The 16,634-nt window shown below is 73.5% G+C and carries 15 protein-coding genes; 4 read left to right on the top strand and 11 right to left on the bottom strand.

The genetic code is table 11. The features are described 5' to 3' along the window. Window positions 1-240: 240 nt before the first annotated feature. Window positions 241-546 carry a DUF3039 domain-containing protein gene (locus tag SCA03_RS32950; RefSeq protein WP_030889390.1) on the bottom strand — a complete coding sequence of 102 codons (306 nt, stop codon included), beginning with the start codon at window positions 544-546 and terminating at the stop codon, window positions 241-243. A 115-nt stretch (window positions 547-661) separates the two neighbouring features. Continuing rightward, window positions 662-1,423 (bottom strand): YqgE/AlgH family protein, encoded by a 762-nt coding sequence (locus tag SCA03_RS32945; RefSeq protein ID WP_030889387.1) that lies wholly within the window; start codon window positions 1,421-1,423, stop codon window positions 662-664. Between the two features lie 393 nt (window positions 1,424-1,816). Here SCA03_RS32945 and murA point away from each other — a divergent pair, with 393 nt between their 5' ends. Next, a complete protein-coding gene (gene murA / locus SCA03_RS32940; RefSeq protein ID WP_030889384.1) occupies window positions 1,817-3,145 on the top strand; it encodes a UDP-N-acetylglucosamine 1-carboxyvinyltransferase in 1,329 nt (442 codons plus the stop codon). Window positions 3,146-3,209: 64 nt separating this feature from the next. Here the strand turns inward: murA and SCA03_RS32935 are convergent, their stop codons facing one another. Genes SCA03_RS32935 through SCA03_RS32920 form a run of 4 tightly spaced genes read right to left on the bottom strand, consistent with a single transcriptional unit; the run spans window position 3,210 to window position 7,352 of the window. After that, on the bottom strand, window positions 3,210-4,391 hold the full coding sequence (locus tag SCA03_RS32935) for an ABC transporter ATP-binding protein (RefSeq protein WP_086814736.1): 1,182 nt from the start codon (window positions 4,389-4,391) through the stop codon (window positions 3,210-3,212). After that, window positions 4,388-5,251: an ABC transporter permease gene (locus tag SCA03_RS32930; protein WP_030889378.1), complete on the bottom strand. Its 864-nt coding sequence runs from the start codon at window positions 5,249-5,251 to the stop codon at window positions 4,388-4,390. The genes SCA03_RS32935 and SCA03_RS32930 overlap by 4 nt, the downstream gene beginning before the upstream one ends. Then, the gene (locus tag SCA03_RS32925; RefSeq protein WP_030890967.1) at window positions 5,239-6,198 is read right to left on the bottom strand and encodes an ABC transporter permease; all 960 of its coding nucleotides are present in this window, start codon (window positions 6,196-6,198) and stop codon (window positions 5,239-5,241) included. Before SCA03_RS32925 ends, SCA03_RS32930 begins: the two co-directional genes overlap by 13 nt. Beyond that, complete coding sequence (locus SCA03_RS32920) at window positions 6,198-7,352, bottom strand: ABC transporter substrate-binding protein (protein ID WP_030889372.1); 1,155 nt, start codon at window positions 7,350-7,352, stop codon at window positions 6,198-6,200. The genes SCA03_RS32925 and SCA03_RS32920 overlap by 1 nt, the downstream gene beginning before the upstream one ends. Before the next feature lie 271 nt (window positions 7,353-7,623). Here SCA03_RS32920 and SCA03_RS32915 point away from each other — a divergent pair, with 271 nt between their 5' ends. Together SCA03_RS32915 and SCA03_RS32910 are read left to right on the top strand one after the other, a co-directional pair. Beyond that, entirely contained in the window at window positions 7,624-8,478 is an 855-nt protein-coding gene (locus SCA03_RS32915) for a GntR family transcriptional regulator (RefSeq protein WP_078874049.1), read from the top strand. A gap of 381 nt (window positions 8,479-8,859) precedes the next feature. Beyond that, complete coding sequence (locus SCA03_RS32910; protein ID WP_086817299.1) at window positions 8,860-9,519, top strand: HAD family hydrolase; 660 nt, start codon at window positions 8,860-8,862, stop codon at window positions 9,517-9,519. A gap of 171 nt (window positions 9,520-9,690) precedes the next feature. Here SCA03_RS32910 and SCA03_RS32905 read toward each other — a convergent pair whose 3' ends face one another. Both SCA03_RS32905 and SCA03_RS32895 read right to left on the bottom strand, forming a co-directional pair. After that, window positions 9,691-9,972: an HU family DNA-binding protein gene (locus tag SCA03_RS32905; RefSeq protein WP_030889363.1), complete on the bottom strand. Its 282-nt coding sequence runs from the start codon at window positions 9,970-9,972 to the stop codon at window positions 9,691-9,693. A gap of 365 nt (window positions 9,973-10,337) precedes the next feature. Continuing rightward, window positions 10,338-11,783 carry an NAD-dependent malic enzyme gene (locus SCA03_RS32895; RefSeq protein WP_030889360.1) on the bottom strand — a complete coding sequence of 482 codons (1,446 nt, stop codon included), beginning with the start codon at window positions 11,781-11,783 and terminating at the stop codon, window positions 10,338-10,340. 279 nt (window positions 11,784-12,062) lie between these two features. Here SCA03_RS32895 and SCA03_RS32890 point away from each other — a divergent pair, with 279 nt between their 5' ends. Next, a complete protein-coding gene (locus tag SCA03_RS32890; protein WP_030889357.1) occupies window positions 12,063-12,269 on the top strand; it encodes a cold-shock protein in 207 nt (68 codons plus the stop codon). Window positions 12,270-12,426: 157 nt separating this feature from the next. On the opposite strand, the gene SCA03_RS32885 is transcribed toward SCA03_RS32890, so the two are convergent. The 3 genes from SCA03_RS32885 to SCA03_RS32875 all read right to left on the bottom strand — a co-directional run bounded on the left by SCA03_RS32885 (window position 12,427) and on the right by SCA03_RS32875 (window position 16,392). Beyond that, complete coding sequence (locus tag SCA03_RS32885; RefSeq protein WP_030889354.1) at window positions 12,427-12,651, bottom strand: hypothetical protein; 225 nt, start codon at window positions 12,649-12,651, stop codon at window positions 12,427-12,429. Window positions 12,652-13,013: 362 nt separating this feature from the next. Further along, window positions 13,014-15,317, bottom strand: a complete 2,304-nt coding sequence (locus SCA03_RS32880; protein ID WP_230989070.1) for a HelD family protein — start codon at window positions 15,315-15,317, stop codon at window positions 13,014-13,016. Window positions 15,318-15,678: 361 nt separating this feature from the next. Next, complete coding sequence (locus SCA03_RS32875) at window positions 15,679-16,392, bottom strand: hypothetical protein (RefSeq protein WP_141275832.1); 714 nt, start codon at window positions 16,390-16,392, stop codon at window positions 15,679-15,681. Between the last annotated feature and the right edge of the window lie 242 nt (window positions 16,393-16,634).

Below are 16,634 nucleotides of genomic sequence, written 5' to 3'. Positions count from 1 at the left end.
GGCGCAGGCGCGAGGGCAGGAGCGGCGCAGGCGCGAGGGCAGGAGCGGCGCAGGCGCGAGGGCAGGAGTGGCGGCAGGGGTGACGCACGAAGCGCCCCGTCGCTCCGGGTGGGAGCGGCGGGGCGCTGCGACTGCGCGGGAGGCAGGACGGGCGGGGGCCGGCCCGACGGTGCGGCCGGTGTCCCGGCGCACGGCCCGAGGGCGGACCGGGACGGTGGCCGCGGTCGGACGCGGCGGCGGTTACTTGCCGCCGCCGCCCTTGCCGTCCTTGCCGTTGCCCTTGCCGTTGTCGCCGCCGGGGCCCATGGTCTCGTAGATCTCCTTGCACATGGGGCACACCGGGTACTTCTTCGGGTCACGGCCCGGCACCCAGACCTTGCCGCAGAGCGCGACGACGGGGGTGCCGTCCATCGCGCTCGCCATGATCTTGTCCTTCTGGACATAGTGCGCGAACCGCTCGTGATCGCCGTCACCGTGACTTGTCTGCGGGGTCGGTTCGACGAGAGTGCCGGTGCCCGCCCCGCGCTCGGGCTCAAGAGTGCTCATACAGCCCAAGGGTACTCATGCGCCGGGGGCGCGTCAGGCGTGGGCCGTGACCGGGATCACCCCGTTCGGGCGGCCCTCGGGGACGCACCGCCGGGTGCCGCCCGGGCCCCTCCGGTCAGTTGAGCGACGGGTCGTCCGGGTAGGTGGCGACCAGCGCCAACTCGCTGCGCTGGCGCCGCAGTACGGCCCGCCACAGCCCCTCGGGAGCGGGCGAGGAGACATCGCCGGGCTCGGACTCGACCACGTACCAGGCGCCCTCGGACAGCTCGTCCTCCAGCTGGCCCGGGCCCCAGCCGGCGTACCCGGCGAAGATGCGCAGCGAGCCCAGCTCCGCGGCGAGGAGTTCGGGGGGCGCCTCCAGATCGACGAGGCCGATGGCGCCGTGCACCCGGCGCCAGCCGAGCGGGCCGTCGCCGTCGGCACCGGACTCCTCGGCCAGCCCGTCCAGCAGTTCGTCCTCGGCGCTGGGGGCGTCGGCGCCCGGAGGCCCGCCCTCGGGAACTGCGCCCCCGGGAGCCCCGCCCTCGGGAACCCCGCCCTCCGGCAGACCCCCGCCCGGCAGGCCGCTCCCCGGGAGTCCGCCCTCCGCGGGACCTCCGTCGGGGACCGCGTGCCCGGTGGGGACGACGGCCACGCCCAGCGCGGCGTCCAGGGAGACCGGGCCGCCCTGGAAGACGACGTTGGGCTCCCCGGTGAGCTGTGCCCAGGGCTCCAGGATGTCGCCGACGTCGACGGGCGTCGGGCGGTTGAGGACCACGCCCAGGGAGCCCTTCTCGTCGTGGTCGAGGAGGAGCACCACCGCGCGGTCGAAGTTCGGATCGGCCAGCACCGGTGTGGCCACGAGCAGCCGTCCGGTCAGCGAGGACACCTCGGTCATACGGCAATGATCCCGCACCCGGGCCGTTCACGGACACCCGACCGCCGGATCCGGCCGCCACCCGGCGTGAACAGCACCCCCGTCGGCCTCCGCCGCCCCCCTGCCCGACCGCTGCCGACCCCGGCGGTGCACTCACCCGCACCCCGGGCCGCCCCGGGCCGCCCCGGCCGGAGGGACACGCTCCGCACACCGGACACACACGGGAAGCACACCCTCCGCCCACGCGACGCCCACGCGACGCCCACAGAGACACTCTCTGTACTCCCGTGCGGACAGGGCGTGTTATTGCGCACCTGTGACAGTGCAGAACCCCCCTCGCCCCTACGGGCCCGGGTCGACGGGCCATTACGCTTACTTTTTGTCCCGACCCGTCTCCAGGAATCGCGGAGATCCATGACCGACAGCCCTGCCGACGTACTGCTTGTCCACGGTGGCGCCCCGCTGGAGGGTGAAATCCGTGTCCGTGGTGCGAAGAACCTCGTACCCAAGGCCATGGTCGCCGCGTTGCTGGGCAGTGCGCCGAGTCGACTCCGCAACGTGCCGGACATCCGCGACGTCCGCGTCGTACGCGGCCTGCTCCAGCTGCACGGGGTGACCGTGCGGTCCGGCGACGAGTCCGGGGAGCTGGTGCTCGACCCGTCGCACGTGGAGAGCGCCAACGTCGCCGACATCGACGCGCACGCGGGCTCGTCACGCATCCCGATCCTGTTCTGCGGCCCGCTGCTGCACCGGCTCGGGCACGCGTTCATCCCCGGCCTGGGCGGCTGCGACATCGGCGGCCGGCCGGTGGACTTCCACTTCGACGTGCTGCGCCAGTTCGGCGCGACGATCGAGAAGCGCGCCGACGGGCAGTACCTGGAGGCCCCGCAGCGGCTGCGCGGCACCAAGATCCGGCTGCCCTACCCCTCCGTCGGCTCGACCGAGCAGGTGCTGCTGACGGCGGTCCTGGCGGACGGCGTGACGGAGCTGTCGAACGCGGCGGTCGAGCCGGAGATCGAGGATCTGATCTGCGTCCTCCAGAAGATGGGCGCCATCATCTCGATGGACACCGACCGCACCATCCGCATCACCGGCGTCGACAAGCTGGGCGGCTACAACCACCGGGCGCTGCCGGACCGGCTGGAGGCCGCGTCCTGGGCGAGCGCCGCGCTGGCCACCGAGGGCAGCGTGTACGTACGCGGCGCACAGCAGCAGTCGATGATGACCTTCCTCAACACCTTCCGGAAGGTCGGCGGCGCCTTCGACATCGACGACGAGGGCATCCGCTTCTGGCACCCCGGCGGCGCGCTGAAGTCGATCGCGCTGGAGACCGATGTGCACCCGGGCTTCCAGACGGACTGGCAGCAGCCGCTGGTGGTCGCGCTGACCCAGGCGTCCGGCCTGTCGATCGTGCACGAGACGGTGTACGAGTCGCGGCTGGGCTTCACCTCGGCGCTCAACCAGATGGGCGCGCACATCCAGCTCTACCGCGAGTGCCTGGGCGGTGCCGCCTGCCGCTTCGGGCAGCGCAACTTCCTGCACTCGGCGGTGGTTTCGGGCCCGACGAAGCTCCAGGGCGCCGATCTGGTCATCCCGGACCTGCGCGGCGGCTTCTCGTATCTGATCGCGGCGCTGGCCGCACAGGGCACCTCGCGGGTGCACGGCATCGACCTGATCAACCGCGGCTACGAGAACTTCCAGCAGAAGCTGGTCGAGCTGGGCGCCAAGGTCGAGCGCCCGTAGCGCGCGCCCGCGCCGGGCCCGGTGAGGGCCGCGGGCCCGGCGGCCGTGGCGTACGGGGCCGCGCTCAGCGCGCGGCCGTCTCCTCCACCAGCACGGTGTGGTCGTGCGCGGCGAGCGTGCAGCGGGTGCCGGGGGTGAAGGCCGCGGCCTCCCAGCTGGGCAGGTCGGCCTTGGCCTCGGCACCCTCGTCGGTGGTCAGATGCAGCCGGGTGGTGCCGCCGAGGAAGGTGACGACACGGACGGTGGCCGGGACGCCGCCCTCCGCGGCCGCCCGCTCCGCCGGCTCTCCGGCCGCACCGTCGCCCCCGGTCACCCGCAGGCTCTCGGGGCGCAGCAGCACGTCCACGCGGGTGCCGGCGGCCGGCGCCGTCCCGTGCACGGCCAGCCGGCGGCCGAGCGTCTCGACGGTGCCGCCCTCGCGGACGGTGCCCGGCAGCCGGTTCATCGTCCCGACGAACTCGGCGACGAACGGCGTGGCGGGCCGCTCGTACAACTCGCCCGGCGCCGCGCACTGTTCGAGCCTGCCGTCCCTCATCACGGCGACGCGGTCGGCCATCGACAGCGCCTCCTCCTGGTCGTGGGTGACGAAGACGGTGGTGATGCCCAGCTCCAGCTGGATGCGGCGGATCTCCTCGCGCAGCTGGAGGCGGACCTTGGCGTCCAGCGCGGACAGCGGCTCGTCCAGCAGCAGCACACGCGGCCGGATGGCCAGCGCGCGGGCGAGCGCCACACGCTGCTGCTGGCCGCCGGACAGCTGGTGGGGGTAGTGCTTCTCGCGGCCCGGCAGGCCCACGAGGTCCAGGAGTTCGGCGGCGCGCGCGGCGCGTTCGGCCTTCGCTGCCTTGCGGACGCGCAGGCCGTAGGCGACGTTCTGCGCCGCCGTCATGTTCGGGAAGAGGCTGTAGGACTGGAAGACCATGCCGATGTCGCGCCGGTTGGCGGGGACGCCGGTCAGATCCTCGCCGTCGACGAGGAGTTCACCGGCGTCGGCGGTCTCGAACCCGGCGATGATGCGCAGCGCCGTCGTCTTGCCGCAGCCCGACGGGCCGAGCAGGGCGACGAGTTCGCCCGGCGCGATGTCCAGGTCGAGACCGTCCAGCGCGGTGGTGCCGCCGAAGGCGCGCCGCAGCCCGGCGAGCCGCAGGGCGACACCGGAGCGGGCGCCCTCGGCGCCGGAGGGGGCCGGCGGTCCCGCGGGCTGCGCGGCGGAGGCGGCGGTGCCGGTCTTCGGTGCGGTGGTGGTCATGCGGTGGTCTTCCTCCGGTTGCGGGCCCGCCCGCCGGCGAGGTTGGTGAGCAGGAGCAGCAGGCCCCAGGTGATCAGCAGGCTGAGCATGGCGGCGGCGACGGACACCTGGGCCTCGAACTCGCCCACGTGCACCATCCAGACGGAGAAGGGCTCGGCGCCCAGCACCTTCGCCACGGTGTACTCGCCGAGCACCATCGCCAGGCTGAGCACGGCCCCGCTGACGACGGCGGGCCGCAGATTGGGCAGGACGACCCGGCACAGCGTGGCCGTCCGCGAGGCACCGAGGCTGCGGGCCGCCTCCACCAGGGTCTTCAGATCGAGGGAGCGCAGCCCGGCGTCCAGCGAGCGGTACAGGAACGGCAGCGACATGACGGTGTAGACGAGCACCAGCACCAGCGGGAAGCTCTTGTTCTGGAGCAGCTGGAAGGTGCGGTAGAAGGGCGTCGCGGCCAGGTCCTGCTCCCAGGAGAGCACGGTGCTGACCCCGGCGACGAGCGCGATCGGCGGGACGATCAGCGGCACCATGCACAGGATCTCGACGACCCGGCGCAGCCGCGGCAGCCGCAGCGCGACGACGACCATCGTCGGCACCATCAGCAGCAGCCCCAGCGCCACGGTGGCCAGCCCGAGCCGGACGGACAGGCCGAGGCTGGTGGCGAGCCCGTCGTCGCCGAGGCCCTTGACGTAGGCGTCGAAGGTGAACCCCTCGGCGGGGTCGTCGACGGTGAACCACAGCGAAGCGGCGACGGGCAGCAGGAAGTAGACGGCGGCGAGCAGCAGTACGACGAAGCTGCCCCAGGGGCGGCGGCGCACCCGTGTGCCGCGCGGCGCCGTTGCGGTGAGGTTCATCCCAGCCATCGGTTGCTCCGTCGTTGCAGCGGGATCTGGACGGTGATGACGAGCAGCGCGATCACCACCATGTTGAGGCTCATGGCGAGCGCCAGGTTCTCCTGGCCCACCAGCACGTTGCCGGAGAGGGCGTTGGCGATCTGGATGGTGATCAGCGGTACCGAACTGCCCGTCATGACGGCGGCGGTGGCGTGCGAGGCGAAGGCGGTGCCGAACATCAGCACGGCCCCGCCGAGCAGGGAGGGCAGCAGCACGGGCAGCCCGACGTGCCGCCAGAACTGGGCGCGGCTCGCCCCGCAGGAGGCGGCGGCCTCCCGCCACTGGGTGCGCACACCGTCGAGCGCGGGCAGCACGGTCACGACCATCAGCGGCACCATGAAGTACAGGTAGGCGAGGACCAGTCCGGTGAAGGTGTAGAGGCTGAACCCGGTGCGCTGGAGCTCCAGCAGCCGGGTCACCGTGCCGGTGGTGCCGAGCGTGGCGATGAACGCGAAGGCCAGCGGTGCGCCGCTGAAGTTGGCGAAGACACCGGAGGCGGAGACGATCGCCTTGCGCAGCGCGCTGTTGCCCGAGGCGAGCACGGCCTGGCCGACGAGGGTGCCGAGCACGGTGGCGAACACGGCGGTGAGCAGCGACAGTTGGACGCTGCCCCACAGCCCGGTGGCGTAGGCGCCGGACAGCGCCGTGCGGACGTTCTCCAGGCTGTGTTCGCTCGCACCGGTGCCGGGGTCGACGACGGTGAACGCGTTGTAGGCCATCGTCCCGGCGGGCAGCCCGAAGCAGACCGCCATGAACGCGAAGAACGGCACGACGGCCGGCCAGCGCCACCGCAGGACACGGCGGTGCGGTCCGGTGCCCGGGCGCCGGGTGGCGCGCCGGCGCTCCGGCGCGGCGGCCGGGGGCCCGGGGGCCTGTGCCCCGGGCGCGGGCGCGGTCTCGGAGGTCGTCACAGCCATCAGCTGACCGCCGCGCCCCAGCCCTGGTTGATCACCTTCTGGGCCTGGGCCTCCTGCTTGGCCGAGGGGAACTTCGGTACGCCGTCGACCTCGGGCAGCTTGGCCGCGGCCTGCTTGTCGGCGGTGCCGTCCTTCTCCATCTCCTCCAGGAGCGCCGGCCGGGAGAAGCCCTTGAGCCAGATGTTCTGGCCCTCGGGGCTGTAGAGGAACTCGACCCACAGCCGGGCCGCCGCCGGGTGCGGCGCGTCCTTGTTGACGCCCTGGTTGTAGTACTGCGCGTACTGGCCGTCGTCGGGCACGGTGACCTTCCAGTCGACGCCCTTGGACTTCAGCTCCTCGCCGTAGCCGAGGTTGAGGTAGTCCCAGTCGATGGAGATGGGCGTCTCGCCCTTCTGGATGGTGGCCTTCGTCGACTCGACGGGCACGAAGTTGCCCTTCTTCTTCAGCTTCTCGAAGAAGTCGAGTCCGGGCTGCACATCGTCGAACCCGCCGCCGTTGGCGAGGGCGGCGGCGATGACGGCGGAGAAGGCCGAGGAGGACTCGTTCGGGTTGCCGTTGAGCGCGACCTTGTTCCTGTACTGCGGCTTCAGCAGGTCCTCGAACGTCTCCGGGCACTCCTTGACGGCCTTGGCGTCGCAGCCGATGGAGACGTAGCCGCCGTAGTTGTTGAGGTAGGAGGCGTCCGGCTGCTTCTGCGTGCCGGGGATGTCGTCCCAGCCCTCGACCTTGTAGGGCGCCAGCAGCTTCTTGGCCTTGGCCGCGCGCATGAAGGCGGTGCCCAGGTCGAGCGCGTCGACGGCGCGGTCCTGGCCCTTGCGCTTGGCGGCGGCGTTCAAGGCGCCCTGACTGCTGCCGCCCGGGTCCTCGTTGTGGACCTCGATGCCGTACTTCTTCTCGAAGGCTTTGATCATCTCGCCGTAGTTGGCCCAGGTCGGCGCGAGGGCGTAGACGTTCAGCTCGCCCTCCTTCTTCGCCGCCTTCACCAGCGCGTCCATCCCGCCGAGGTCCGCCGCCGAACGCGCCGTGGCCGCCTTGCTCCCGGCGCCCTGGTCGGGCGCGGCGCCGCAGCCGGTGGCCGCGACGGTCACGGCGGTCGCCGCCGCCACGGCGGCGAGGGCGGTTCGGCTCCTGCGGCTGAGATGGTCTGCCTTCACGTCGGTACTCCTGGTCCTCTGCCGTAACCGTCCGGGGGTTGCGGTCACCTGTATGGACAAGCTCCTTCATTGAGCCAGGGCAAGCTAACAGCACGCAACCCCCGGCGCAAAGCTCTCACGATTCCCAAATGCGCAGCTCAAAGCGTTATTTGCGGAGAGGTTTAGCGACCGGAGAAGCGGTTAAACGCATCAGGCGCACACGCTGAGATGCGCACCGCTGCGCACAGATGGCATGATCGGGCCGTCCCGCGCAGCACACGAGGAGCCGCCCATGCCCGCACCGCCGCCCCCCGACGACGACGCCCGAAGGCACCCCCGCAGCCGGTCCCGCGCACGCACCGGCGCCGGAGGCGACCGCTCCGGCCGCTCCACCGCCGGCCGCGGCCCCGAGCCGCCCCGCCACGAGGCCATCGCCGCCGCGCTGCGCCGCGCCATCACCGAGGGCCGCTACCCCGTCGGCGCGACGCTCCCCTCGGAGGCCGAACTGGCCGCCGCACACGGCGCCTCCCGCGGCACCGTCCGGCAGGCCGTCGCCGCACTGCTCGCCGAGGGCCTCGTCGGCTCCCGGCAGGGCGCCCGCCGCGTCGTGCTCTCCACCACACCCAGCCAGAGCTTCACCGAGCTGCGCAGCTTCGCCCAGTGGGCCCGCGCGGGCGGCCGGACGGCCGGCGGCCTGGTGCTCTCCTCGTCCCGGGGCACCGCACGCGCCGAGGAGGCCGGGCTCCTCCAGGTCCCGCCGGGCGCGCCGGTGCTGCACGTGCTGCGGCTGCGCACGCTGGACGGGGACCCCGTCCTCCTGGAGCGCACCGTCTACGCCGAGTGGATCGCCCCCGCCGTCGAGGCCCTGCCGGACGACTGCGAGTCCGTCACCGAGCGGCTGCGCCGTGACGAGGGTCTCGTCTTCGCACACGGCGAGCACCACATCGACGCCGTCGCCGCCGGCACCGCCGACGCCGACCATCTGCGGGTGCGCCGCGGCAGCCCGCTGCTGCGCGTCCGCCGCACCACGACCACCGCCGAGGGCCGCCCCGTCGAGACCTCGGACGACCGCTACCGCCCCGGCTCGGTCGTCTTCACCGTGCGCAACTCCACCCAGACCAACCCCCTCACCCGCACCCACGCCTGACCCGCAGCCCCACCGGCCTCCGGCCCCGCCCCGGGCCCACCCGCGCCCCTCGGCACCCGGACGGGCCCGCCCGCAGCTCGCACACCCGTCCAACCCCGCTCCCCGCCGCGCGCCGTCCCCGTCCCTGTCCGCCCCGACCCCACTCACGACGACCACGACGACCACCACGACCACCACGACCACAGCACACCTGTCCGACCCGACCTTCCGAACAGCGAGCCTTCTTTGCCCAGTCGCACGCCCAGCTCCCCGCCCGGCCCCACTCCCGGCTCCGACCCCCGGTCGCCCTCCGGCCCCGCACCGGCGCACGCGCCCGACCGTGCCGCCGGACCCGCCTCCGGCCCCGCGGGCGCCGCCCTGCCCGCAGCCCTGCTCTGTGACATGGACGGCACCCTCGTCGACACCGAACGCGACTGGCTGGCCACCATCGCCGCCCTGCTCGCCGAACACACCGGGCACACCGCGAACACCGGGAACACCGGAAGCACCGGGCACGGCCCGGACGGGCTCGACACCTACGCCGGGCTGCCGCTCGCGGACGCCGCCGAGCGCCTCGCCGAGCGGATCGGCACCCTGACACCCGAGACCGTCCGGGCCCGGCTGGACGAGACGTTCACGGCCCGGGTACGCGCCGGAGTGGCCGTCCAGCCGGGCGCCCTCGCGCTGCTGGACAGCGCGCGCGACCTAGGCGTCCCCGTGGCGCTCGTCACCGCCTCGGAGCGGCCCGTCGCCGATCTGGTGCTCGCCACGCTCGGCACCCACCGCTTCGCCTGCTCCGTCACCGCCGGTGAGACCTCCCGGGGCAAGCCGCACCCGGATCCGTACCTCGCCGCGGCCGCCACGCTCGGCGTCCGGCCCGAGGACTGCCTCGCCGTCGAGGACACCCCCACGGGCGCCGCCTCGGCCCTCGCGGCCGGCTGCCGGGTGCTGGCCGTGCCGACCGTCGACGGCATCGCCCCCGGTCCGCGCACCCTCCTCGTCGCCTCCCTCGCCGAGGCCGATCTGACGGCCCTGCCCTGGCCTCCCGCGGCGGCGGACTGAGGCGGCCGGGACGGACCGGGACGGACGGGGCCGAGACGGGCCGAGACAGCGGCCCGGCCCCGGACACACACGAGGGCGGCCCTTCCTCCCCGGCGTGGGGAGGAAGGGCCGCCCTGTGGACTGCTGGAGGCCGTGCGCCTCAGCGCAGAGGCCGTGCCCCTGCCGAGCGGCTCACTTGCCCTTGGCGGCTTCCTTCAGCTTGGAGCCGGCCGACACCTTGACGCTGTACCCGGCCGGGATCTCGATCGGGTCGCCGGTCTGCGGGTTGCGGGCCGTACGAGCGGCACGGTGGGTGCGCTCGAAGGTGAGGAAGCCGGGGATGGTGACCTTCTCGTCGCCCTTGGCGACGACCTCGCCGACGGTCTCGGCGAAGGCCGCGAGGATCGCGTCGGCGTCCTTACGGGTCACCTCGGCGCGCTCGGACAGAGCGGCCACCAGCTCACTGCGGTTCATAATTCGTACTCCCGTGTCTTTCTTGCCGATGAGGCGTGAGATCGAAGCCGATGCTGCCAGGGCCCTCGGACAGTCCCCTGACCCGGGTCTGCCTTGAGACGCTCGCGCCCCGTGGGGAAATCCCCCTGGACAAGGTCCTGGGATGGGCCTCCCCCGGACTAAGTCCATGGGAAGGCATCCTGCCCCCACCTGCGGCGGGAAAGCCAATCCGGCGCCCTCGCCGTGGTGACGATCCAGGGCCTGTGGCTGCCCGCAACCCTAGGGGCCCGACCGGGTGAGCCCCCCTCGACGCGCCGGGCCCCGGGCGCCGCGGCCACCGGCCGCGGCGCCCGCGCGGGGCCCGGGGAACACCGCTGTTGCCGACGTCACGCCTCGCCGGGACCGTCCGCGCCGGCCCGCGCCGCCGCCTGCGCGGCCTCGTCCTGGGCGGCCTGGCGGACCGCGTCGGCGACCGCGCCGGAGACCTTCTCGTTGAAGACGCTCGGCACGATGTAGTTCGGGTTCAGCTCGTCCTGGCCGACCACATCGGCCAGCGCACGCGCCGCCGCCAGCATCATCGCGTCGTCGACCGTGTGCGACTGCGCATCCAGCAGGCCGCGGAAGACGCCGGGGAAGACCAGCACGTTGTTGATCTGGTTCGGGAAGTCCGAGCGGCCGGTGGCCACGACGCTGGCCGTCTCCCGCGCGGCCGCGGGGTCGACCTCCGGGTCGGGGTTGGCGAGCGCGAACACGATGGCGCCCTCGGCCATCTTCGCCACGTCGCTGCCGTCCAGCACGTTGGGCGCGGAGACGCCGATGAACACGTCGGCGCCGACGACCGCGTCCTTGAGGGTGCCGGTGCGGCCCTCGGGGTTGGTGTGGTCGGCGACCCAGCGCATCGGCGAGCCCTCCTCGGCCGCCGCCACGTCGTCGCGCCCGGAGTGCACCACACCGTGGATGTCCGCGACGACCGCGTGCTTGACGCCGGCCTCCAGCAGCAGCTTGAGGATGGCCGTGCCCGCGGCGCCGGCCCCGGACATCACCACCCGGATGTCCTCGATGCGCTTGTCCACGACGCGCAGCGCGTTGTACAGCGCGGACAGCACGACGATGGCCGTGCCGTGCTGGTCGTCGTGGAAGACCGGGATGTCCAGCGCCTCGCGCAGCCGCGCCTCGATCTCGAAGCAGCGGGGCGCGGAGATGTCCTCCAGGTTGATCCCGGCGAAGCCGGGGGCGATGGCCTTGACGATCTCCACGATCGCGTCGGTGTCCTGGGTGTCCAGGCAGAGCGGCCAGGCGTCGATCCCGGCGAACCGCTTGAAGAGCGCGGCCTTGCCCTCCATCACCGGCAGCGACGCCTCGGGGCCGATGTTGCCCAGGCCGAGCACGGCCGAGCCGTCGGTGACGACCGCGATGCTGTTGCGCTTGATCGTCAGCCGCCGCGCGTCCTCGGGGTGCTCGGCGATCTGGGTGCACACCCGGGCGACGCCGGGCGTGTAGACCATGGACAGATCGTCACGGTTGCGAATGGGGTGCTTCGACGACATCTCGATCTTGCCGCCGAGGTGCATCAGGAACGTACGGTCGGAGACCTTGCCGAGCGCGACGCCGTCGATGGCGCGCAGCTTGTCGACGATCTCGTCGGCGTGCGCCGTGGAGCTGGCCGCGATGGTGACGTCCATGCGCAGCCGCTCATGGCCGGAGGCCGTGACGTCGAGGGCCGTGACGGAACCGCCCGACGACTCCACGACCGTGGTGATCTGACTGACCGCCGTCCCGCCTGCGGGGACCTCCAGGCGGACCGTCATCGAGTAGGAGACGCTTGGCGCCATTGCCGACTTCCCTCTGCTTTCCCTTGTCGCGTTGTGCTGTGCCGCCGCCGCGGATCTTGCGGTCCGGACCGGGCACGTCAACAGATCGTCCCACCTACCCCCCGGTACGCGGTAACGCGTGCCCGTAAGTGGAAAAGCGATTCCACCATACGAGAGAGACCCTGCCCCGCGGAACCCCACTCCTTCGCAGGAAAACCGCCACCAATCTCCAAAACCGGGCGAAAACGGCCTTAAGATCGCCCCGCACTGCTTCACTCACCTCTTTGGGAGACCCGCAACATGGCTCAGGGCACGGTCAAGTGGTTCAACGCCGAGAAGGGCTACGGCTTCATCGCACAGGAGGGCGGCGGCCCCGACGTCTTCGTGCACTACAGCTCGATCGACAGTGAGGGGTACCGCAGCCTGGAGGACGCCCAGCGCGTCGAGTTCGAGATCACCCAGGGCCGCAAGGGTCCCCAGGCCGACCAGGTCCGCGTGGTCGGCTGACCCGGCCGACTCCGACTCCGAGGCCCTTGAGGACCCTCCGAGGAGGACCTCGGCCGCCCCGGACGCCCCGACGACGAGACGAAGAGGGCTCCCGCCGCACCCGGCGGGAGCCCTCGCTCGTGCCGTGCGCCGGTCCGCCCCGGACGCCGGGCACCGCTCAGGCCGGATCGCCCGAGCCCGGGCCCCAGGCGTAGGCGCCGCCGCCCCGCCATTCGATCAGCGGGCCGTCCAGATCGACCTCGTCCGGGTCGAGGCCCGCGCGGCGCAGGAATTCCAGCAGATCGTTGGCGTTGTACGCCCGGCCCAGGATGGTGCCGTCCAGGCGCACACGGCGCCCGCCGTCCTCGTCGGGCGGATACACGGTGATCGAAGGTTCGGCCATGACTCCACCCTGCGTCGCGAGCGGCGCAGCCGCATCCCCGGCCCCCCTGTTCTCTCCGTCACCGGCGCCCCGCCCTGCCCGGGCCGGGGAGAGCACAAGCGACCACCAGCGGTCACGGGGGGCACGGAGCACGGGGAGAACACGAAGAAGAGGCCGCCTCCCGGGTGTTCCGGGGAGGCGGCCTCTTGCCACGTCAAGGACACCGACCCGCCAGCTCGCCTCGCGGCAAGTGGTCGCTCGAAGCGACAATGGTTGGGCCCGGGGGCATGGATCGGGCCGGTGCCACATCCAGGCTAACAAACGGCCCGCCGTTGTCATTCCCCGCGGAAGCGCCTTCTTCCGACGGCGACTTGAGGCCCCGGTCAGTCCCGCAGGAGGTCCGGGACGCCCGCCTCGTCGGGCAGATCGCGCTCGCCGGAGAGCACGCTCAGCCGCTGCGTCGAGCGGGTCAGCGCCACATAGAGCACCCGCAGCCCGGCGGGCGACTCGTCGGCGATCTCGGCCGGGGAGACGACCAGCGTCGCGTCGTACTCCAGGCCCTTGGCTTCCAGGCTGCCCAGCACGGCCACCCGGTCGCCCAGCCCCGCCAGCCAGCCGGCCGCCTCCTGCCGCCGCGCCATGGCGACCACCACGCCGACCGTGCCCTCGACCTCGCCCAGCAGCCGCTCGGCCTCGGCGCGCACCGCGGCGCCCGTGTCGCCCGCCATGGCCGTGAAGCGCGGCTCGATGCCGGTGGAGCGCACCGCGCGGGGCGGGGCGACGCCGGGCATGGCCAGGGCGAGCACCTGGTCGGCGAGGGTGGCCAGTTCGGCCGGGTTGCGGTAGTTCACCGTCAGCTCGAAGCGGCGGCGGGGGCGCTTGCCCAGCGCCTCGTCGCGCGCCTCGGCCGCCTCGTCCGGGTCGGTCCAGGAGGACTGCGCCGGGTCGCCGACGATCGTCCACGTCGCGTGCCGGCCGCGGCGGCCGACCATCCGCCACTGCATCGGCGTGAGGTCCTGCGCCTCGTCGACGATGACGTGCGCGTACTCCGTGCGCTCCTCCGGCGTGCGCTCGGCGCGGGAGGCGCGGGCGCCGGGATCGCGGTCGGCGGCCGTCGTCAGCTCCTCCAGACCCGTGAGCTGGTCCAGCGGGTCGGCCTCGCGCACCCGGGGGCGGGGCGGTGCGCCCAGCAGCTGGCGCAGCTCGTCCAGCAGCGCGACATCGTGGACGGACAGCGGGCCCTGCCCGTCCGGGGTCAGCCGCTCCCGCAGGGAACGGGCCAGTTCACGTGCCTCGCCGGGGCGCAGCACCCGGCGCGCCCAGCGGGCCGTGCGCTGTTCGTCCGTCAGCGCGCCCAGCACCTCGCGCGGCGTGAGCCGGGGCCACCAGGCGTCAAGGAACTCCAGGAACGCGTCCTCCTGGGCCACGTCCTCGTCGAAGCCGGCGCGTGCCTCCGCGGCCAGCTCCGGGTCCGGGTGGTGGCGGCGGGCGCCGGACTTGGCCCACAGCGCGTCCAGCAGCAGCTTGCGGGCGCGCGGACGCATCAGATTGACCGGTGCCGTCCCGCCGAGCACCTGCTGGCGCACCTCGTGCAGTTCGTCGGCGTCCAGCTCGATCCGGCCGCCCAGCGCGACCACCCGCAGCCGCTCCGGCACCGGCGTGCGCAGCCCCAGAACGAGCGCCCCACGGGCGGCCTTGCGCAGCAGCTTGACCATGCGGGCCGAGCCCTTGATCCGGGCCACGGCCTGCTCGTCGTACGCCTCGGCCTGCTCGCTCTCGAACAGCGAGCCGAGCGCGCGGATCGCGACCTGGCCCTCCTCGCCGAGCGAGGGCAGCACGCCCTCGGTGTACGAGACGAGCAGCGGGGTCGGCGAGACGATCAGGATGCCGCCCGCGTAGCGGCGGCGGTCCTGGTACAGCAGATACGCGGCGCGGTGCAGGGCCACCGCCGTCTTGCCGGTGCCCGGTCCGCCCTCGACCTCCGTCACCGAGGCGGCCGGCGCCCTGATGACCATGTCCTGCTCGGCCTGGATGGACGAGACGATGTCGCGCATGCTGTGGCTGCGGGCCCGGCCCAGCGCGGCCATCAGGGCGCCGTCCCCGACGACCGGCAGCTCGGCGCCGTCCAGATACGCGGTCAGCTCCGGCCGCAGCAGATCGTCCTCGACGCCGAGCACCCGGCGGCCCTTGCTGCGGATGACCCGGCGGCGCACCACCCGGCCCGGGGCGACGGGGGTGGCACGGTAGAACGGCGCGGCGGCCGGGGCGCGCCAGTCGATGACCAGCGGCGAGTAGTCGGCGTCGAGGACACCGAGGCGGCCGATGTGCAGGGTCTCGTGGATGCCCGCGGTGTTGTCCGCGCGCACGGCGCCCTCGGCGGGCTCGACGGAGGTGTAGGCGCCGTCGGGCCCGCGCTTGCCGTCCTTGCCCTCCAGCAGATCGATCCGGCCGAACAGGAAGTCCTCGAACTCGCTGTTGAGCCGGTTGAGATGGACCCCGGCACGGAAGACCTGGGCGTCCCGCTCGGCCAGGGCGCCCGGGGTGCCGACCTGCGCGCGTTTGGAAGCGTCGTCCATCAGGAACTCCGCCTCATGGATCTTCTCTTCCAGCCTCCGGTACACCTGGTCGAGATGGTGCTGCTCCGAGCGGATCTCCCGGTCCCGGACGCTGTCGTGCTGCGCTCCCAACGCGGCGGCCCCCTTCTGCTGGCCATAGAGCAGCCGTCCACCGTACGCGACCGCGAACGGCAACGCCACGCTCGGGCACGGGTTCTCACCGGTCACGGCGGTACGGCCCCCGAGGTCATGGGCGTCCTGTACGCGCTCGCACACACCCGGTGTCCGCCCTCCGGGGCAGGAGACAGCCGGCGGCCGGAGCGGGCGCGCCGCCGGGTTCCCGCCCGGCCGACGGCCCGCGGCCAGAAGCAGCCGACGGCCCGCAGCCGGACTGCCCGCGGCCGGAAGCAGGTGCACGCTCAGGGGCCGGACGTCGGTGCGCGCTCGTGGTCTCCACCGCTCCGTGCCCGCCTCGCCGTCGAGTGAGCGGGCCTCAACCGGCCCCGCTCGACGGGCTGCCGGCGCTCTCGCCGCCGCCCCCGCCGTCCCCGCCGTGGTCGCCGCCGCCCTGACCGGGCCCGCCCGGCTCCGTCCCGGTGCCGGGCCGCTCCGGCTGCTGCTCGCCGGTGCCGGGCGGAGGCTGGGCCGGGTCCCCGCCGTGCCCGCCGTTCGCGCCGCTGCCGTCCGAAGGCCTGCCCGGGCGCTGCGCCGAACCGTCGTCCCCCACCCCCGGCCCCTCGGCGGGCGTGCGGTGCGGCCCCGTGGACCGCTCGCGCCCGGCGTGGGACGGACCCGCACCGCCGTCACCCTGCCCGTCACCCCCGCCGTTCTCCCCGGCCCCGCTGTTCGCGCCGTGCCCGCCGTACTCGTCGTGCCCGTCGTCCGCTTCCGTCCGCTGCCCGTCCGTCCCGCCGTCCGGCTGCGAGACCCCGCCGGGCTGTCGGCTGCCGCCCGGGGACGACGAGGGGTCCGGTGAACTGCTCCGGTGCGATCCCTTCTTGTGCTGCTCGGATATCGACGCGTCCGGGCCGTCCGTGTTCCCGCCGGTCAGACCGACGGCGAGCACGACGCCGAACCCGGCGCCGACCAGACCGAGCGCCCAGCCGAGCCGGCGCCGTCGGCCGTCGCCGCCGTCCGTGGACGCGACCGCTCCGTCCGGCGTTCCCCCCGCTGCGGACTTCCCGACCGACTCCGGCGTTCCCTGCACACCGGGGCTTCCGGCCGTACCGAAACTTTCGGCCGTACCGGGGTCTTCGGCCGTACCGGGGTCTTCGGTCGTGCCGAGCGCTGCTTCCGGTCGGGGCGTGCCGTCCGGACCGGCGACGGGCAGCACACTCGTCTCGGCGGCGGCTCCCACACCCGGACCAGCCGTCTCCCCCACACCGGGCAGCACACTCGTCTCGGCGGCGGCCCCCACACCCGGACCAGCCGTCTCCCCCACACCGGGCA

This window comes from Streptomyces cacaoi (assembly GCF_006539165.1).
Taxonomy (GTDB): Bacteria; Actinomycetota; Actinomycetes; order Streptomycetales; family Streptomycetaceae; genus Streptomyces; species Streptomyces cacaoi.
Note: the sequence above shows the minus strand (reverse complement) of the source record. Positions and strands in the feature narration are given on the sequence as shown.